The following is a 21,694-nucleotide window of genomic DNA, read 5'->3' as shown; positions in this document are numbered from 1 at the left end:
GATCAGTTACATTACTATGCAGAATCAATGTATTAAAAAGAATAAAGCTCTTTAATTTGCAATCATAAATATAAGGATAAAGCCATTAGCACCTATTTGATTGCAATTTCCGCAATGTGCATTAAATAGATAAATCAACAATGCTATCAGTTCTTATTATGCATAAAAAAGCCCCTTCTCCTAAGGGGCTGCAGAATAGGGTTAACCATGAGGGAGGTTATTATTTGTAGAGACCTTGTTGTAACTCTTCTCTTGCGTCTCGCCAACCACCTAGCCAGTTAGTACGGGCATCTGTACCTTGGTACGGACATGCATCAGTAGAACGGCCATTTAATCCGGCTTGATAACCTCGAGCCTGCGCACGTTCTAAACGATCCCGCTTTTGTCTCTTCATAGTTCGGTCCTCATCCTTATCTGTATATTACTTTTCATTACGATGAAGTAATGATGGAGTTTTTGTTTCTCCACTAATAAAAATGGGTTATTTCGAACAATTTATCAAATTTAAAAACGAAACAAGCCCACAAAATGTGAGCTTGTTGGTATTACGTAATTTATTTTAAAAATTACTTACGGCGTCTGAAACCAATAAAGCCTAACGCTGTCAAAGCCAAAATGCCAAGTGAACCACCAGAGCGTTTTACTGGCTCATCATCTTGTGCTTTACGAACAATAATGTCTGATTCCTTAGCTCCGTTAATTGGCGTTAATTTAACGGATACATACTTCTCTGCACCAGTTTCACCACCATTACAGAAAGAACTCTGGCTAGTGTTATCATAACCATTCTCACAGTAAAGCGCTGTTGCTGAAATAACACCTGCATCATTAACACCTGTTGCATTTATAATACGGTATTTATTGGCATTTGAATCTTGTTTACCATCATTAGTCAGATCATCAAGTAACCAAGCCTTTTTAGCAGCTAAAGGTCCTTGAGCTGTATCAGCCATGTAACTAAACGCACGATGTCTACGTTCAGCTTTCGTTTCTGTAGATACATCAACCCAGCCCACTACTTGATCATGGTTATTAACTGCCGATGCATGACTATTTGAATTTTTAAAGAAAAGTGAAGGAGCAAGCTGATCTAAAAATTCTGCATTTGGAGCGCCAACCTTATAGACATATGCACGAAGTGGTTTTTGACCATTACCTTTTGCATCACCTACAATCATAGACTGGTTATTTACAGCATTGGCAATTGTGTAAGTAAAGTCACGATCATCACCTGGTTTAATTGATAAACCAGGAACAAATGTACGCTTCCAAGATGTTAATTCAGCATTGTCGGCAGTGAAATATGCTGCTTGCATAGCATAGAAGTCACCATTAACATCGCTAGTAGAATAACCCGCAGCAAGCGGTGAACCATTAACTAATGCAACAGATTTTGCAGATGCTTGGAAGGATAAACTATCATTATCACTATCAAAAACAGCTAGGCCATCACGCTGAGCACCAGTACCACTAGAAATAGAACCTGACTTAATCTCGCCATTTGCATCAACTAACCAAAAAGCAGCTTCATTAGCAAAAGTACTAAATTGACATTCCCAGCTCGCGTATAAATTAGTTGAGCTATTTGTACACGCTTTAAAATCATTAAAATCTAAAGATGGTGTGTCTGTGTTTAAAATATCTTTAGCGCTTGGTAACTTACTTTCATCATAGCGCTCACCGCCATTAGCATCTTTTTCATAAAAACTTGGAGAATACGCGGATGAGCCAACCACTAATAGTTTATCATTGAATAAAACACCGGCATTAGCTTGTGTTTGTCCCATATTGGATACAAGAGGACTTTCATCTTTTGCTACGGGATCAAGTGCGATGTCATTACCACCAGCATTCACAAAACCACGCTTATCAAATGCACGTGGATTACCAGAACTATTAGTAAACAATGCTGATGAGGTTATACCGTAAACAAAATCACCAACTACACCGTTTACTGTGCTATCGGTACTCTCTTCTGCCGAACCTTTAAAGCTTCCAAGTTTGTCTGTTTGGGAACCATGGTACTTTGTTAAATCAGAAGCAAAAGTCGTTACAGGTGATCCATCAACTAAACCTTGAGAATTAGATGAATAACCGTTTACCCATGCTGCCGATTTCTTTTGCAATCCACCAAGACCAGGCGCATTAAACTCATCGTCATCATTAAAATCAAGACCAAAGAACTCACGTTTAGCCCAGTCCTGACATGTTTGATAACCAAGATTATAATCACAGTAGCGCCATAATGAATCTTCGCTGTTAGCCTGCTGGTCATTGGCGTTATAAGCCACAGTATCCTGAAGTGGTTTTCCTTGAGAACCACGAAGAGCCTGACCTGTCACTTTATAACTATTATCTTTACACTCTGTAGTGAAACAACTTTCATCTGTACCTGATGACTCAATACCTGTACTGACATACGTTAAAGAGCGATCTGATTGAACAGGATAAGGTTGATCAACAAGTGTACTATTTTGCTCTATAGGCTGAATCGTATAAACAGCAGCGCTAGCTTGAGATGCACCAGCAACTAAGATTGCAAGTGTTGATAGTTTTAACATCTTATGTGGCATTAGGATTCCTTTTGCATCGCTTCCAATTCTTCCCATCGTTCAAAGGCAACTTCAAACTCTTCTTCTAGCTTAGCTAAACCAGTAAGGGCTGCTTGTGTGTCATTCTTTGGATCGGAGAAAAATGCAGGATCATTAATTTGTTCCTGAATATTTGCGATTTCATTTTCCAAGTCTTCAATTTTTTGCGGCAAGCCAGCTAACTCATGTTGAAGAGTAAATGATAGCTTCTTACCTGCACGTTTAGGTGTTACGTCTTTTTGCTTTTGTGCTTGAGCAGCTTTCTTGCTCTTCTCTAATTCGATTTTTGCAGCCTGCTCTTTTGCTTGATTAGCATAAGAATTCGCACGCTGAGATTGTGCATCATGGTAACCGCCAACGTATTCGTTAACAACGCCCTCACCTTCAAAAATCCAGCTTGTAGTCACAGTATTATCAACGAATTGACGATCGTGACTCACTAAAAGTAACGTTCCTTGATAGTTGGCAAGTATATCTTCTAAAAGTTCCAATGTTTCGATATCTAAATCATTCGTTGGTTCATCGAGAACCAGTAAATTATTTGGTTTTAGGAATAGTTTTGCCAACAATAGTCGGTTTTTCTCACCACCAGACAGTGCTTTAACAGGTGTACGAGCACGACGTGGGTGAAATAGGAAATCTTGTAAATAACCTAGCGCATGACGAGTTTTACCGTTGATTGTCACTTCTTGCTTACCATCAGCAAGGTTATCCATTACGGTCTTCTCTGGATCTAGAATTTCACGGTACTGGTCAAAATAAGCCACTTCTAGCTTAGTACCGCAATGGAAGTCACCTTCTGTTGCTTGCAGTTTATCAAGCATCAGTTTAATTAAGGTACTCTTACCACAACCATTAGGACCAATTAAGGCAATACGATCGCCACGCATAACATTAAAGCTAAAATCTTTAACGATTTGCTTCTCGCCATAGCTATAACCGATATTCTTCGCTTCAAAGACAATTTTACCTGAACGGTTCGCGTCTTGTAACTGCATATCCGCTTTACCAACAACGTCACGACGTTCCGCACGCTCATTACGTAAAGCCTTAAGTGCACGTACACGACCTTCATTACGTGTACGACGAGCTTTAATACCTTGACGGATCCACACTTCTTCTTGTGCTAATTTTTTGTCAAATAATGCATTTTGTTCTTCTTCAACACGCAATAATTCAACTTTTGCTTCCAAGTAACCGTCATAATCACCAGGGAAAGACACTAATTGACCACGATCTAAATCAACAATACGTGTTGCCATAGAACGAATAAAGGCACGGTCATGCGAAATGAAGATAATTGAACCACGGAAGTCTTTTAGAAAACCTTCTAACCATTCAATCGTTGTCACATCAAGGTGGTTTGTTGGTTCATCAAGTAACAAAATATCAGGATCACATACAAGCGCACGTGCAAGTGCTGCTTTACGTTGCCAACCACCAGACAAGTCAGTCAGAAGTGTATGAGGCTCAAGCTTCAAACTTTCAAGGACTGCTGCAATACGCGTATCTAACTGCCAACCGTTATGATGGTCAACTTGTTCTTGAATACGCGCCAGTTTATTAATGTTCGCTTCACTAGGATCCGTAGTTACAAGATCCAGTTGGTGATGATATTCACGCAGAACACGACCTGCATCAGCAAGACCTTCCGCAACGTAATCAAATACAGACCCTTCTGCATTACGTGGTGGATCTTGCTCTAAACGAGAAACTACCAGCTCATTTTGACGCTGAATACTACCGTCGTCGAGTAATACATCACCAGCAATCACCTTCATTAACGTTGATTTACCAGCGCCATTACGACCAACAAGACAAACACGTTCATGTGGCTGAAGAAGGAATTCTGCTTTATCAAGTAAAGCATGATCGCCATACGCTAGTTGAGCGTTACTAATTTTTATAAGTGCCATCGAAATTAACCAAGCTTATTTGTTATTAACCATGTTTTTAATGAATCTGTATCAAAGGGCCAGCCTAACTCAGGAACATTACGATCATGATTTTGAATAGAAAGTACAGGTATAGTTACACCGTAACGAGAAAACAGTGCGTCATCAAATGCGATATCGACAATATCTACTTTATCTTTAAACCCAGCCTCTACGAGCAGACGATATGCCTGCTCGCAAAGGTGGCAGCCTTCCGTGCTATAAAGTGTGATTAACACTAGTCTTCCTTGTGAGTAATAATCCAGCAGTTATGGATTTGCTTGTTCTTAGCAAAGTCCATCGGCAGTGTTTTATTTGAGATATTCTTCGCCTGTAAGCCAAGTTCATTAATTTTATCTAAATCCATCTTGAACTGACGTTTATTGTTTGAGAAAACAATTTGACCGTCAGGGCGAAGCATACGCTTTAGGTTTTCCATTAACATGATGTGATCACGTTGAATGTCAAACGTCTGCTTCATACGCTTAGAGTTAGAGAAAGTTGGTGGATCGATAAAAATCAGATCAAAAGTATCATCAACTTCTTGTAGCCACTGTAAACAGTCTGCCTGAACATATTCATGTTGTGGGCCAATCTGATTATTAAGCTCCATATTCTCTTGAGCCCAACGAAGGTAAGTATTCGACATATCAACGGTAGTTGTTGTCTTTGCACCACCTACAGCGGCATGAACGGTTGCAGATCCTGTGTATGAGAACAAGTTAAGAAAATCTTTACCTGTTGCCATTTGGCCCAGCATACGACGTGTAATACGGTGATCAAGGAACAAACCCGTATCTAAATAATCATAAAGATTAACTTTAAGTTCAACACCGTACTCTTCTACAATCATGTGGCGTTCTGCACTTGATAGCTTCTGGTATTGGTTCTTACCTTTTTGTCGCTCACGGACTTTAAGAATAACTTTATTGCTTTCTACACCCGTAACTTCAATTGTCGCACGCAACACATCCATAATACGACGACGAGCTGTTTCTTCAGAAACGGACTTAGGCGCTGCATATTCTTGGATGATTAAGTAATCTTTATACTTATCAATCGCGGCATTGTAGTTTGGTAAATCAGCATCATAGATACGGTAACATTCGATACCTTCACGTTTTGCCCATTTATCTAACTTAGTCATGTTCTTCTTAAGACGGTTCGCAAAATCAGGCGCCACCTCTTCTTGAACGACCACACCTTCAAATTGACCTTCTTCTTTCTGAACACTACCCGCAGTGATCAGGTAAGTTTTAAGGACACAATCTAATGCGCCGTTACGAAGCTTAAATTGCTTATCTGCACGCATACGCATACAACTTAACAATTCGTTCGAGCCTGAATAAATGGCAGCAACAGAACCCGCAAAAGCAAGTTTTAAACGGTTACCAAACTCTTTGTACAATGCAATAAGTTCAGGAGTTGTACCTAAACGTTCACCATATGGCGGGTTACACAGGATAATTCCTGTTTCGAACCCTTCTGTACGAACAAGTTGCGTTACATCACCATATTCAAAATCAATCAGATTTTTGACACCGGCACGACCAGCGTTATCACGAGCAATCGCTAATACACGACGATCCATTTCACGACCAAAGAACTTGGTGGTGACTTTTGCAGGACCTCGACGAGATTTAACGGTTGCTTCTGCATGGATCTCTAACCAAGCTTCTTGATCAAAGTCTTTGATAGATTCAAAGCCCCAACGCTTACGTTTAAGACCTGGTGCAATTTCAGCGGCAATCATCGCAGCTTCAATCACTAATGTACCTGAACCACACATTGGATCTAACAATGCTTGATCTGGTGTCCAGCCGCTTTTCATAACAAGTGCAGCCGCATGGGTTTCACGTAGTGGTGCTTTACCCGCTTCACTACGGTAACCACGTTGGTGTAAACCACTACCTGCCATATCAAGGCCAAGAATACCTTTCTCACCAGATAGACGCATGTGGATACGTAGATCAGGACGTTCACGGTCAATATTAGGGCGACGTAAATCAGCTTTTGTAAATCGATCTACAATCGCATCTTTAATTTTCATTGCACCGTATTGGCTGTTACGGATTTCACGGTTAGTACCATTAAAATCGACCACAATACGTGTATTGCTATCAAAATAGTTCATCCAGTTGATAGCTGTTGCACCTAAGTACAAATCCATATCATCACGAACGTTAAATTCACTCAGTACTTGAATGATACGTGATGAGATTCGTGTCCATAGACAACAACGATAAGCTGTTGCTTGTTCTGCTTTGAAACGGACACCGGCATGCACAACTTGAATGTTCTGTGCACCTAATTGTTCTAATTCATCCGCCAGCAAATTTTCAAGGCCGCGGGAAGTAATCGCTAGATATTGATTCATGGAGTTCTTTTCACACTAATATTGCGTCGAATTATAACCGAAATCACAAAAAATGCCTCGTCAAACAGTAATGAAATGGCTCATTTAAGAAAAAAAATTCATTATTCAATCAGTAAGTTCTCATTCAAAAATGATGTAACAACAAACATCTTCTCTTAACTGTACAGCTTGCCGTTAATACAAAGATAAAAAAGTAATGCATAACCGTTTTCATCAAACAAAACAAAAAAGTTAATCTGGAATAATCAAACGGCCAAAGAAAACAATTATCCACCAGCAAAAACACTTGTTATATCTATTAAATTCAATCAATTAAAAGATAAAAAACAATCAAAGCTACTACTTTATATTTTCACACCCCTCCGGTGGAATAAATTATTCCAACATTATTTCATGACCACTATTTAACTATAAATGATAAAAAAAAGAGGAAGCAAACATCAATAATACGTAATGTAATAAAGGAATTAGCGCCTTAATCCAGCTATATTCCCTGAGTAAAGCAGTAAAAACAGCCTTTCTTTATACGAAAACTTTGAGACCTACTGCACATTTAAGTGCAATTTTTAAACTAAGAGTGGTAAATATGCCCTGATGAATATCTATTAAGTTAATTGGTGAACATGAATATACGTTTTAAATCACCTGAAATACCTAAAGGGAACATTACTATCACGCTAGATGGGAATTGATGATGTGCTTTGTAGAAACTATTGTAATAGCTTGCTAAGAAGAAAATGGATATACAAAATGAGAGGTTTGGACGATAACCATCTCAATTATAAAGGAGATTTTTTACCATCTAATTGATAAAAGCATGCAGGTGCACAAAACGAGGCGGTACTAGATAGAAAGAGAAAGATAGCAAATTAGGCTTGGAGTAATAACCTTATTACTATATAGATATCAAAAGCTGTTAGCTATGGGCGATTGGGAAGGATGTAAGGCAAAATCTAAAATAAAGAAAAACTAACCTACAAGTGCAAAATTTTGCTGTTCTAATTGTACAAAGTAAGGGGCCATTCGATCATTCATTACCTTAATGGTCTCGCAGAACTCCATACTTTTAACGCCATCTAAATCAACAGTAATAACATCAGCAAGCATGCAGAGACTCGCTACCCCACTGTTTTCAATTACAACGTAATGAGCAGTACAATACGCAGTCATTAGTGTAATAACTTGTCCCTGTGATGGCTCTAAACCTTGTTGAGATGCGAAATACCAACTTTTTGGCATTATAGGCTTATGGAAACGTCGTGCAGCTGTAGCATTTAATGCTAATTCACATTTTCTAGCAGCAGAAATTGGCAGATGAGCGAGCTGCTCTTGGAAGTTTTGATAGGCTTCAATATCATCAACATTAAAAATATCACTTATTTTCGCTTCTGGAGTAAGCAGCTTGCTTGGTAACGATACACGAAAAAGCATATCGTCATTCAACTCAAGCATGAGTGAATTCATTTCAGCGTCAAAATACCATTTCCATGAATTATCTGGCTTTAACACATTCCTACTCCTGAAAGACAGTGATTTATTTTGTATCTGTGACCATATAATGAAACTTTAGCTTAATTCTACTCGCGTATGTATAAAATAAAAGGGGAAAATATCGGCTCAATTACAAGTAAATAAGATGTATATTTTATACAAATAGATTGAGCATATAATTAAAAACCCAACCTAGTATTCACCAAGTTGGGTTTTCTTATGTCAGACAATATTTAAAATTTAATACTTTATTTATAAAGCTCTCGCAACAGTTAAAGACCGTTGACAATATCTTTAACTAAACGTGGGCCATGATAAATAAAGCCAGAATAAACCTGTACAAGGCTTGCACCTGCTATCATTTTTTCACGAGCAGCCATTGCTGAATCAATACCACCAACACCAATGATTGGTACTGCACCATTTAATGCTTCTGACATTTTACGAATAACTTCAGTACTCTTGTTTTGCAAAGGACGCCCACTTAATCCCCCCGCTTCATCACAATGTTCCATTCCTTGAACCAAAGAGCGGTCCAATGTGGTATTTGTGCCAATCACACCGTCTATATTATTACGGATCAATGAATCACAAACCTGTTGAATCTCATGATCATCAAGATCTGGAGCGATCTTAAGCGCTAAAGGAACATACTTATCATGTTGTTTCGCTAATTCAGCTTGTTTCGCTTTAAGCTGAGAAAGCAGATCATCTAAAGCTTCACCATATTGTAAGGTACGTAATCCTGGTGTATTCGGTGACGATATGTTTACTGCAATATAACCAGCATATTGATAAACTTTTTCCATACAAATAATGTAATCTTCAACGCCCTTTTCAATCGGCGTGTCTTTATTTTTACCGATATTAATGCCAATGATACCGTCAAATTTTGCTTTCTTTACGTTCTCAACAAGATTATCAACACCAAGATTATTAAAACCAAAACGGTTGATAATGCCTTCTGCTGGGATCAAACGGAAAAGACGTGGTTTATCATTACCAGGCTGTGGACGAGGTGTTACAGTCCCTACTTCAACAAAGCCAAAACCCATTTCACCAAATGCATCGATACATTCGCCATTTTTATCAAGACCAGCTGCTAAGCCAACAGGGTTTTTAAATGTAAGCCCCATTACTTCGACAGGACTAGCTGGAAGATTTTGTCGGTAGAAAAGTTCTAATGGAGTGCCAGTAAAGCGAGAAAAGTTCTCAATAGCGAGGTCGTGTGCTTTTTCAGCATCCAACTGAAAAATAGCAGAACGTGCGATGCGGTATAACATTGTAACTCCAAAATAAGTCCCGAATAAACGGGATGGTATTATTCACAGTTATTCTGTTAACTTCAATCGTTATTTCTTGATTATTGTCAATAAAACAGTGACTTAGAAATTAAATCCTTGTTTAACAATAAGTTATAGCTCCGTAATTTCACAAATTATTACACATATAAGCAATCGTTTTCTTTTTAGTTATGAAAAATGTAACTCGTTATTTTTATAACCTTGTTGTTAACACTTAAATAGTGACAATGTAACAAAATAACATCACAACAAGTTACACCGTCACTAAAAATGTTACGCCGTAGCTTAATAAACTCATTAGACAATTACGATAAATACACTTATTACTGGATCGACCGTGAGTTGAGATTAAGAATCGTCAATTCACGTAAGGCGACAGAAAACTTTGCAAACTCATGCACATTACCGACTTTAAATTCAGCCAATACACTCTCCCATCGTTCAACTGCTTTTTTTTGTTGTTCCATCCATAGTAATATACTTTCTTCTGGCTTAGCGGTGCTTGTCATTAAAACAGCTGTTGTTAATTGTCTTTGTTGCCAATCAAGATCTTCACGAAATGAAGCTCTTGCTAACGCTTGCCAATTATTCTCAACAGCTTGGTTTTGAATTTGCTTTAAGAACCAATGAAGTGATAATTGCGCCCCTAGTACAAAGTACACTCTTGCAATATGAGATATGTTAATTTCCGTCTCTTTTGCAATTTGTGCTATATCCATTGCTGAATACAAACTGGTTAAGCGCGAAATGTTTTTAGCCAACAGTTCAGGCACACCTTTAATGATCATTTCTTTCGCTTGCTCTTCATGCTCTATCACTTCTTCGGTTACAAGGTAACTATCTAATTTATTTCGTAACTGCTCAACAAAAGGTTGATAGAATACAATTTGTTGTTCAATACCTAACTTGTGTTCTCTATTACGTAGGAACCATCGTGTAACTCGACGAAGCATGCGTCTTGAACGATAAAACATATCATATTGCGTTTGCGCTGAGACTTGATTATCTAATGCTCTAATTTCTGTAAAAATTTGTTCAAACTTAAAAATTTCACGTCCTATTGAGTAAGATGCTGAAATTTCATTTATCGTTGCCCCCGTTTCTTCTTGCAGCCGAGTGACAAAATTGCACCCCATTTCATTCGACATCAAATTAGCTAATGATGTTGCGATTAATTCACGTCGTAATGGATGATTTTCCATTTGAGATCTGTAGTTATCTTGTAAGAATTGAGGGAAATAAGCAGGTAAAAGACGAGAATGATATGGATCGCTGGCTATATCGTGATTGACGAGTTTTTCTTTTAGCACCATTTTACCGTAAGCCACCAGTACAGCAATTTCTGGTCGTGTTAAGCCAATCCCTGCTTTCTCACGCTCTACTAATGTTTCATCATCTGGTATATATTCAAGGCTTCGATCCAATTTACCCTGTCGTTCCAATAAATGAATAAACCGCGTTTGTTCTTTCAATAGTTGTACTTGCTGTTGCTCTGTTACTGAAATAGATTCACTTTGGCGATAAGCATCATCTAATACAATTTCAGCAACCTCATCTTCCATCTTTTCTAAAATGCTATTACGCTGTTTAAATGTCAGCTCATCTGCGGCCACTAGACTATTGAGTAAAATTTTGATGTTCACTTCATTATCTGAGCAATCAACGCCACCCACATTATCGATAAAATCGGTATTCACTCGACCACCAGCTTTCGCAAATTCAACTCGACCTAACTGGGTTAAGCCTAAGTTCCCCCCTTCACCTATAATCTTTGCTGCAAGTTGAGAACCATTAACCCTAACAGCATCATTGGCACGATCACCAACGTCGGTGTGAGTCTCTTTAGTCGATTTTATGTATGTTCCTATACCGCCATTCCACAATAAATCGACCTGCATTTGTAATATAAGGTGTATCAACTCATTAGGTGTACAACTTTGCTTACGCGTTCTTAGCAAGGTTTGTAAAATAGGTTCAAGTTTTATCGCTTTGCTTTTACGTGAAAATATCGCCCCGCCTTCAGATAAAATATTACGATCATAATCTTCCCAACTTGATCGTTTTAGTTCAAAAAGGCGTTTGCGTTCTAACCAACTTGCTGCAGGATCCGGCGCTGGATCAATAAAGATATGCTGATGATTAAAGGCGGCTAATAAACGAATGTGTTTTGATAACAACATCCCATTACCAAACACATCGCCAGCCATATCACCAATACCGACACAACTAAAATCTGTTGTTTGGCAATCAATTCCTATCTCTCTAAAATGCCGCTTGACTGACTCCCAAGCCCCTTTCGCTGTTATCCCCATTTGTTTATGGTCATAACCATTAGAGCCACCTGAAGCGAAGGCATCACCTAACCAAAAATCATAATCAGCAGCCAATGAATTTGCGATATCTGAAAACGTTGCCGTACCTTTATCTGCCGCAACGACTAAGTAAGGATCATCTTCATCATGACAAACTACATTTGCTGGTGGATACCGTTTTCCCTCTATTATATTATCTGTTACGTCAAGTAAACCACATATAAAGCGTTGATAACAATGCAATCCCTCTGCTGCTATATCTTCACGTGTTGTTAATTGAGGCTGCCGTTTGCATATAAAGCCACCTTTCGCACCAACAGGTACAATTACCGTGTTTTTAACCTGCTGTGCTTTAACTAGTCCTAATATTTCTGTGCGGTAGTCTTCTTGCCTGTCTGACCAACGTAAACCACCTCGAGCAACTTTTCCCCCACGCAAGTGGACGCCTTCTACATCAGGAGCATAAACAAAGATCTCGTAACGAGGGATTGGAGCTGGAATTTCAGGAATAGAAGATGGATTTAGTTTGAGTGATAGCCATGCTTTCGGTTTTTCGGTATCAGCTTTTTGATAAAAATTCGTTCTGAGTGTTGCTAAGATCATATCCATATAACGACGAATGATCCTGTCATCATCTAAACTCTCGACATTCTCCAGTCGCCCTACGATCTTTTTGATCAACAACTGCTCTGCTTTTTCACTATATTTCGCTTTTGGATCAAATCGCAATTTAAACAACGACACCAAATAACAAGCCAACTTACAATGATTAGACAGCGTATCTTCTATATACTGCTGACTAAATGGAAAGCCAACTTGTCGCATATAGCGAGCATAACTTCGTAATATTGTAATTTCTCTTCCTGATAAACCTGAACGCAAAACTAATCGGTTAAATCCGTCGCTCTCAAGATGACCATACCAAATATCTGAGAAGGCATCTTGAAAACGCTCCCTTACCTCAGATAGATCAATACCATTTCTAACATGGTGTAGCATTGCAAAATCTAAAATCCAGTTCACCACGCCATCTGCTGTGATCACTTGATAAGGCGTCTCTCCAATCACTCTTAATCCAAGATTTTCCAGCATAGGCATCACATCAGATAAGTGAATAGGTTCATCACGGTGGAAAAGCTTTAACTTCACAATCGATGAGTCTGTAGATTCCTCTTGTGGACGATAAAACAACATACCTAATTTATTATGTTCATCTAGACTTTCTAACTGCTTTACATCTGCAACAGCAGACCCTGGTAACATTTGTTCTTTATAAGAGCGAGGAAACGCTTTTGAATAGTTTTTTGCAATAGGAATTCCCAAGCTTTCTCCATAATTAGCAATAAGAGATTGCGTTATCCGATCTTCCCACGAAGCTATTGCCACTTCTAAGTTATGTTCTATAAATTTAATATCAATATCAAAGTTATTATTATTGACCCGCACGATATAATGCGTTCTTGCTAATGAACTCTCGGTAAAATATGTTGTAAATTCAAAATCTTGATAGGAACCTAAATATTCTTTTAATACCTTTTGTGTTTTTTGTCGAAGCTCTGTGTCATAACGCTCTTTATCCACATATACCATACAGGAGAAAAACCTTCCAAAAGGATCCTTCCTGACAAATAAGCGCAGCATATCTCTGTTTTGCATTCTAACAACACCTATGCCAACTTCTAACATCTCCTCTTCTTTTGCTTGGATTAACTCATCTCTTGGGTAGGTTTCTAATTCATTATTAAGTGCTTTCCAAGAATGGGATCCCGGCGTAAATCCGCTGGCCTCTAAAATACGTTTAACTCGGTTTCTAATAAGGGGAATATGGATAACAGTTTGATGATAAGCTGCTGATGTATATAGACCTATAAACCGATGTTCACCGATAACCTTACCCGATTTATCGAATTTCTTTATACCTATATAATCAATATATGCTGAACGATGAATACGTGATTTAGCATTACTCTTTGTTAATATTAAGAGCTCTGTATTTTTAGCTTCAAGTTGGGCAGATTCAGGTAAACTGGATAAGTACATTGTTCGGGCGTGCCCTGGTTTACTTAAAAGCCCGAGTCCAGCTTGCTTATTAGGACTTAATTTATAGTCACCTTTTACTGCCAATAAATCATAACAATGGTATCCCATAAATGTGTAATTATGATTTAGTAGCCAATCGAGGAATTCTATTGCTTCTTCACAATAGTTTTCATTAATAGGGAGTGAAGTAGTTTTTAATGAAGTTATGATCTGTTGCATTTTATTCTTCATTGGTTCCCAATCTTGAACAACCAAATCAATATCTCTTAAAACAGTATCTAACTCATCGTGAATCAGTTTCATTTCACTTTTTTTGGTTAAACGGTCTACCTCAATATGAAAAAGTGTTTGTAAATTTCCTTTTAGACCACAAGCAGTCACTATATTGTTATCTTTATCACGTTCAAAACAGTAAGGGCCATTCAACATTAAATGACTGGTTAGTCCGAGCCTATTTAAAGTCATTCGAACAGAATCCACGAGAAAGGGTTTATCTGGCATTACAATTTCAACAACAGTATGTGTTGATTTCCATCCATGTTGACTTAACGTAGGGTTGTAAACTCGGACTGATATTTGCTGAGGGTCATTTTTAACAAGGTGATGCCATAGGCTAAGCACTGCACCATACAAATCAGATTCATTTCGCTGTAATAAATCATCATCAGCCAATTGATTTAGAAGGCTTTTAGCAAACACCTCAACCAGTGCTTGCTGAGTATTATCAACTTTGGATTTTATTAAACCGTATACTTTTTCTAGTAATACAGGAACTACATTTTCCGGCGCATTCATAAGAAAATCCCATAACTTTTACTATCTTAGGTAAGTATAGATATAGATATGCAATTTTCTGTCCGTGTTTCAAATAAAATACTCGATCACAATTAAGTTATAATAATAGATATATACACTAATCAGACAATTTCGTTAATGTAGTCAATTTATTATTATCATCGACAGCAACTTGAAAACGCCCTCGTACACCCATTTGCGTTAGGTACGGACGTAAACGCACAGCGGGCAATTGGAGTTTTAATCCATTTTCTGTCACCACGACAGCACTACTTGCTGCACCAGAATAATGCTGTAAGAAAACTTGATAACTAATATTCACTCGAAAAGTAAAACTTCGCATAATTCCTTTTATCTCATTAATTCGTTCAATAGCCTAATATAGAAAAAGCCAAGTCCCGATTAAACATTCCCTAATAGAAAATGTTTAGTAATAAGGTACTTGGCTCTATTTTTTAGCGAACTATTATTTATTGTTCAAGCGCTTTATGCACTTTTTCAAATAAGTCTTTAGCTAAATTATCAAGTGCTGCTAATTTCTCAAGCTCTTTTCGCATTAACTGCTGACGAGCCTCATCATACTGGCGGAATTTCAAGAATGGCTCAATCAAACGGGAAGCCACTTGTGGATTACTGGTATTTAGCGTAGTTAATATTTCAGCTAAAAACGCGTAGCCAGAACCATCTTTATCATGGAAATGTACTGGGTTATTCGCACAGAAACTCGCAACTAAACTACGAGTACGGTTAGGGTTTTTCAAGCTAAACGCTTTGTGATTCATAGTATTACGCACATTTTCTAGCGCATTATCAGCAGGATTAGTGCCTTGTAGCATGAACCACTTATCCATAACTAAACCATCGTGCGTCCACTTATCACTAAAGTCTGACATTTGTGCTGCGCGACAAGTTAATTGCGCATTATTCGAAGCAGACATAGCAGCCATTGTATCAGTCATGTTGTCAGCAGCTGCATATTGCTCAGTCACTAAATCATTACCTTCAGCCGTATGTGCTAGATAAGATAAACACTTGTTACGCAATGCGCGTTTAGCCATAGCATCATGAGCAAGATTATATTCACCTTGCACTAAGCTACGATGTAACTCATCTTCCATTTCTGTTGCTAAAATTAGAGTTAACGCACCAACAACATTATTGATTGCATCAACATCAACTTGCTCGTACCAACCAGCAATTTCATTTTCACTCGGTAGTGTCAGCATTTCAGCGATAAATGCAGGATCAAGGTTTTCATCCAATAATGCACCACGGAAAGCATCAACAACCGCTTCAGGTAGTTGAACTGACTCACCAGCTTGAACAGCTGCCACATTCTTACGAATGTATTTCGCTAATAGCATTTGGCCAGCATCCCAACGAGCGAACTCGTTACGCGCGTGGATCATCAAGAAGATCAGCTCTTGATCTGAATAATCATATTCTAAGATCACAGGTGCAGAGAATTCACGCAGCATCGACATCACAGGTTGTTCAGCAACATTCTCAAATACGAAAGTTTGCTCTGCTTCTTTAACATCTAACACGTTGTGAACTGGCTTACCATCTAATTGCAGTGCAATAACCTCACCTTTGCTATCGTATAGCTCGATATCAAATGGAATATGAAGTGGTAACTTTTCCTCTTGCCCTGCTGTTGGAGCGGTATGCTGCTTGATAGTGACGCTGTAACACTTGGCATCTGCATCGTATACTGTATCAACAGTAACAATCGGCGTTCCTGCTTGGCTGTACCAACGACGGAAGCGAGACAAATCAATACCTGATGCATCTTCCATTGCTTGAACAAAATCATCACAAGTTGCAGCTGTACCGTCATGGCGATCAAAGTACAGCTTTATGCCTGCTTGGAAGTTTGCCTCACCTAGTAAAGTGTGCATCATGCGGATCACTTCGCTCCCCTTTTCATACACAGTTAATGTGTAGAAGTTATTCATCTCAATCACTTTTTCAGGACGAATTGGGTGAGACATTGGGCCACGATCTTCGGCAAACTGTGGACCTCGTACAATACGGACATTGGCAATACGGTTTACTGGGCGAGAGCCAAGATCTGATGAAAACTCTTGATCACGAAATACCGTTAAGCCTTCTTTTAAGCTTAATTGGAACCAATCACGGCAAGTCACGCGGTTACCAGTCCAATTATGGAAGTATTCATGACCAATCACAGCTTCAATACCTTGGTAATCAGTATCCGTTGCTGTTTTAGGGTTTGCAAGAACGAATTTAGAGTTAAAGACATTCAAACCTTTATTTTCCATTGCGCCCATGTTGAAGAAATCAACGGCCACAATCATGTAGATATCTAAATCGTATTCAAGACCAAAGCGTTCTTCATCCCACTTCATTGAGTTTTTCAATGAAGTCATGGCGTAATCTGCGCGATCAAGGTTACCTTTATCAACGAAGATTTCGAGTTCTACGTTACGACCACTCATTGTCGTGTAGTTATCTCGTAAAACGTCAAAGTCACCAGCTACTAAAGCAAAGAGATATGAAGGTTTTGGGAATGGGTCTTGCCATTGTACCCAGTGACGACCATTGTCTAAGTCACCTTCAGCAATACGGTTACCATTACTAAGTAAATATGGGAATGCTGCTTTATCCGCAATGATCTTAGTGGTAAAACGAGCCAGTACATCAGGACGATCAAGATAATAAGTAATTCGACGGAAACCTTCCGCTTCACACTGAGTACAGAAACCACCGCCTGACTTGTACAACCCTTCTAATGCAGTATTTGCTTCTGGATTAACGGTTGTCACGATCGTTAAATCAAATTGAGCAGGCAGATCTGATAATGTTAAGTGGCTACCTTCTTGAATATATGACATCCAGACTTTGCCATTGACAGAAACACTCACAATAGCAAGTTCATCACCATCAAGTACAAGTTGAGCAGCATCATTATCACTAACACGAATAACCTTGCTTTGCGCTGTCACCGCTGTATTAGTGTCATTAAGATCAAACGTTAAATCGATATCTGTAATAGTGTAATCTGGTTGACGATAATCGGAACGATATTTAGCTGTGGGTTGTAAAGATGCCTGCTCTGTCATTATTATATTTCCTTTTATAAACGGTCTACCAAACCTTGCATTAATAGACAGGTGTTAATAGAACGACAAACAATATTTGTTGTTTGATACTATAACGTTCAAACAAGAATTAATATCAAATATATCCGATAGTTTTGTCTCTAACGTTCAATATCTTAGTTTTCACAATTAAACGATTAAAAATAAATCAAATTTCAATCAGCATATCTAAATCTCGCTGCTATAGGATATAAATTAATCAATATTTCTATATAAAGTACAATTTAAAATAAAGAAATACTGTTTTACTTACCATTAATAATAATTTTTTCTCTCGATAATGCATGAGTGGTTAACTGTCAGATACTAGATAACTTTTAAATACTCAGTATTGATGAATAAACAACCAGTCAGTCTTTAGCTTATATATTGTCTAAAATCACTTAGTAAATATATTCTTTAATTTACAATATACTAGTACACCTCAATCAAGCTACTACTCAAATAGACCATACCTATTGATATATTGTCCATAACGATAAGAGAATTAAAAACTTATAAATAATGCGTAAGCTATAGATTTAAAAAGCAAACTTCATGAGTCCATAAAGCCTAATGAGAATGCTTATACTTGACGAACATCACATCTTAGTTCACAATCAGTCGTAACTTAAGGCATTAATAAACTCTATTTTTTATTATTATTCAATAATATAACCCATTGAATAATAATAAAATCAAGTTATACATAGATTTATTATCACTTCTAATAAGTATCTACAGTCAGATATGAATAATAACCAACACAATATTGGGGTTATCAACTCCCTGCTTGATACTGATGCGTATAAATTGCATATGCAACAGGCAATTTTTCATCAATACCCAGACGTTGAAGCTGTGGCTGAATTCCACTGCCGAAGCGACGAAGATCTCCGCCCGTACTCTCAAGAGATCAAACATCAAATCGCAAAACTCGCAGCTCTTTCTTTTGCTGACGATGAAATCAATTATCTATCAACATTAACTTTTTTCAGTGCTGATTATCTTGAGTATTTAAGCAATTTCCAACTAAATGCAGATGATGTTTGTGTTGATGATTCTGGTGAACAATTATCTATTACCATTCGTGGTAAATGGTTGGATGTGATCTTATGGGAAGTTCCTCTTCTAGCGATTATTTGTGAGGTGCGCTGTGCACACTTATACCCAGATGCAACGCCCGAAGATGCTATCAAACAATTACAAGAAAAAATTTCACGCTTCTACCACAATGCACAAGATACAGATTTAAGTAAATTTGCGCTGGTAGACTTTGGTACTCGTCGTCGTTTTTCTAAAACAGTTCATCATAAAGTTGTTAATTACTTAAAAGAAAATATGCCAGAGTTCAAAGGTACTTCAAACTACTACCTTGCATATACTCGTAATTTAACACCTGTTGGTACTCAAGCTCACGAATGGTTCCAAGGCCATCAACAATTAGCGGGTGAACTTGCTGATTCTCAACAATTAGCGTTGAACCGTTGGCTACAAGAGTACCCTAATGATTTAGGTATTGCGCTCACTGACTGTATCAATATGGATGCTTTCTTGCGTGATTTTGATAAACGTTTATCTGAACGTTTCATTGGTTTACGCCATGATAGTGGTGATCCTATTTCATGGGGTGAAAAGGCCATTGCACATTACAAATCGTTAGGCATTGATCCAAAAACAAAATCATTGGTATTTTCTGATAGCCTAACACTTGATAAAGCACTGAACATCTTTAAACATTTCAATCATCAAATAAATGTAAGTTTTGGTATTGGTACACAGCTAACCTGTGATTTACCAAATGTAAAAACATTGAACATTGTGTTGAAACTAACAGAATGTGAAGGTCGTCCTGTAGCAAAAATTTCAGACGAGCCAGGTAAAAGCATTTGTCGAGATGAAGACTATTTAGATCAGCTTCGTACTGCATTTAATCTAGCTAACGAATAAAGCTTAAACTAATTTAAATTTAAAAGGCGAACAAGTTATCTTATTCGCCTTTTTGTTTGCATATCATAACCAATGCTACGTTTTTTAATATTATAAAAATTATAGAATGACCTTCCCTTTCACAACGAGCATAGTCTCTACATTAGTTAAAATTATTCTCGTTGTAATATCGCTTCCATTCCAAAATGAGTATTGGTTAATGTTAAGGTGTCATTACTACTTAATTTAAATTCAGAATCGTGTTGCCCATCTTCATATAATAAAACCAGTTGATTATCTTCAATGTAATAAATACCGCGATGCTCTTTTGATTTTCCCTTATCATTTGAAACTTCAGCGGAAAATAAGAAATCAGGGCGTAACGTGAGCGAAAGCTCTGAAATACTGTGGTCAACATCAGAACCTGATATCGTTGAAGTTTTCCAATTACCGGGTAGATTTTCAGGTGCTAACTTCGTAAATCTTGCACCATCTAGCACGAACTGATTATAACTAAGCATATAAGTATGCATTTGATCGTCTTCGCCTTCTGTGACAAAAGTAATATTGGTTTCGTCAATATTATACTCGCCAGACCATTGTTCTATTTTTCCATCAATACGCAGTAAACGCATTGCAAATGCATAGTCAGATTTGAACATTACATGCATTGCACGATAACTTTCACCTTCACTTTCAACGCCAGCTTCTGTTGAGCTAAACCAATACCAATTACCTAATAAAAATGGATAGTCAAACTCCGTAATATCGTCGGCAATGATTGGACGGCTAAATGTGCTAAAGAAGAATAGTACGATAATAAAGAATAGCTTTTTCATAGGCTTCCCCTGTTACTAGAACAAAGTGCATGTACTTTAAAACTAGTTGGTAAAGCTATTTTGCGATGAAAAATATGCGGTAGGTCACACTTGAATATGCAACAAATCTTAGTTGTGAGATTGTTACAGTAACAAAGAGAAATAAAAAGCGCCCCTTAAAGGAGCGCTTATTTATATATTGCTGGATACTGTCAGCAAATTACGATGATTTAATTTTTGTTAAATCAGCCGTAATACCAATGGCTTCATCTAAATAAGCATCAGGTGCTTCATAATCTTTTGGTACCGCATCCAAATCAGCAAATGGTTTTTTACCTAGTGCTTTTTGACGCTTGTTTAAACGTACCAATCGATCAGCATCTTCTTTATCTTGCTCAGCTAAACGCGTTTTTTCATTTAATGAAATACTGTTGATATCCTTTTCCTTTTTATAGGTTTTGATATCTTCATTAATGAAACCAAACTCCATATCACTCTTAATTCGTGCAAGGTGTTCTTCGTTCAACTTAGGAAGAATTGACGAATAACTATGAAGTTGCTTATATTTAGCAGGCTTGATGCTATCCCACGGTAATGCATTATCTTCAACACTTTCACCTGTTTCAGATGGATCAACCGCTGTTGGGAAAGAGATATCAGGCACAACACCTAAATTCTGAGTACTACCACCATTAATACGGTAGAACTTCTGAATGGTATATTGAACATGGCCAAGTGGCTTATCAAATAAATCATACAAATGATTTAGAGAACGATGCTGTTGTACAGTACCTTTACCAAATGATTGTTCACCAAGTACCACTGCTCGACCATAATCTTGCATTGCCGCAGCAAATATTTCAGATGCAGATGCACTATAACGGTTAATTAAAACAGTTAACGGGCCATTAAAGAAAACTTGATTATCTGAATCACTGTTAACTTTTACGCGACCATAACTATCACGAACTTGAACAATAGGCCCGCTTGAAATAAATA

At 37.8% G+C, this 21,694-nt stretch carries 13 protein-coding genes; 1 reads left to right on the top strand and 12 read right to left on the bottom strand.

Annotation, left to right across the window (positions count from 1 at the left end; all coding sequences use genetic code 11):
• Positions 1–220: 220 nt before the first annotated feature.
• The 10 genes from rmf to pepN form a co-directional block, all read right to left on the bottom strand.
• On the bottom strand, positions 221–394 hold the full coding sequence (gene rmf, locus SKA34_RS11150) for a ribosome modulation factor (protein ID WP_005367875.1): 174 nt from the start codon (positions 392–394) through the stop codon (positions 221–223).
• Positions 395–566: 172 nt separating this feature from the next.
• Entirely contained in the window at positions 567–2,573 is a 2,007-nt protein-coding gene (locus SKA34_RS11145; protein WP_006645634.1) for a DUF3466 family protein, read from the bottom strand.
• On the bottom strand, positions 2,573–4,507 hold the full coding sequence (locus tag SKA34_RS11140) for an ABC transporter ATP-binding protein (protein WP_006645633.1): 1,935 nt from the start codon (positions 4,505–4,507) through the stop codon (positions 2,573–2,575). Before SKA34_RS11140 ends, SKA34_RS11145 begins: the two co-directional genes overlap by 1 nt.
• Positions 4,508–4,512: 5 nt before the next feature.
• Positions 4,513–4,764, bottom strand: a complete 252-nt coding sequence (locus SKA34_RS11135; protein WP_006645632.1) for a glutaredoxin family protein — start codon at positions 4,762–4,764, stop codon at positions 4,513–4,515.
• Entirely contained in the window at positions 4,764–6,902 is a 2,139-nt protein-coding gene (rlmKL, locus tag SKA34_RS11130; protein ID WP_006645631.1) for a bifunctional 23S rRNA (guanine(2069)-N(7))-methyltransferase RlmK/23S rRNA (guanine(2445)-N(2))-methyltransferase RlmL, read from the bottom strand. The genes SKA34_RS11135 and rlmKL overlap by 1 nt, the downstream gene beginning before the upstream one ends.
• Before the next feature lie 969 nt (positions 6,903–7,871).
• Positions 7,872–8,411: a cell division protein ZapC gene (locus tag SKA34_RS11125; protein WP_006645630.1), complete on the bottom strand. Its 540-nt coding sequence runs from the start codon at positions 8,409–8,411 to the stop codon at positions 7,872–7,874.
• Positions 8,412–8,665: 254 nt separating this feature from the next.
• On the bottom strand, positions 8,666–9,676 hold the full coding sequence (gene pyrD, locus SKA34_RS11120; RefSeq protein ID WP_006645629.1) for a quinone-dependent dihydroorotate dehydrogenase: 1,011 nt from the start codon (positions 9,674–9,676) through the stop codon (positions 8,666–8,668).
• A 344-nt stretch (positions 9,677–10,020) separates the two neighbouring features.
• Positions 10,021–14,844 (bottom strand): NAD-glutamate dehydrogenase, encoded by a 4,824-nt coding sequence (locus SKA34_RS11115; RefSeq protein WP_006645628.1) that lies wholly within the window; start codon positions 14,842–14,844, stop codon positions 10,021–10,023.
• Positions 14,845–14,962: 118 nt separating this feature from the next.
• Complete coding sequence (locus SKA34_RS11110) at positions 14,963–15,187, bottom strand: DUF2835 domain-containing protein (protein WP_006645627.1); 225 nt, start codon at positions 15,185–15,187, stop codon at positions 14,963–14,965.
• Positions 15,188–15,314: 127 nt separating this feature from the next.
• Positions 15,315–17,930 (bottom strand): aminopeptidase N, encoded by a 2,616-nt coding sequence (gene pepN, locus SKA34_RS11105; protein ID WP_006645626.1) that lies wholly within the window; start codon positions 17,928–17,930, stop codon positions 15,315–15,317.
• A gap of 768 nt (positions 17,931–18,698) precedes the next feature.
• Here pepN and pncB point away from each other — a divergent pair.
• On the top strand, positions 18,699–19,898 hold the full coding sequence (pncB, locus tag SKA34_RS11100) for a nicotinate phosphoribosyltransferase (RefSeq protein WP_006645625.1): 1,200 nt from the start codon (positions 18,699–18,701) through the stop codon (positions 19,896–19,898).
• A 152-nt stretch (positions 19,899–20,050) separates the two neighbouring features.
• Here pncB and SKA34_RS11095 read toward each other — a convergent pair whose 3' ends face one another.
• Both SKA34_RS11095 and SKA34_RS11090 read right to left on the bottom strand, forming a co-directional pair.
• On the bottom strand, positions 20,051–20,716 hold the full coding sequence (locus SKA34_RS11095; protein WP_006645624.1) for a lipocalin family protein: 666 nt from the start codon (positions 20,714–20,716) through the stop codon (positions 20,051–20,053).
• Between the two features lie 199 nt (positions 20,717–20,915).
• The coding region (locus SKA34_RS11090) for a carboxy terminal-processing peptidase (RefSeq protein ID WP_006645623.1) at positions 20,916–21,694 on the bottom strand (779 nt) is incomplete at its 5' end.

Source organism: Photobacterium sp. SKA34 (assembly GCF_000153325.1).
Lineage (GTDB): Bacteria > Pseudomonadota > Gammaproteobacteria > Enterobacterales > Vibrionaceae > Photobacterium.
This window is presented reverse-complemented; position numbering and strand designations above follow the sequence as displayed.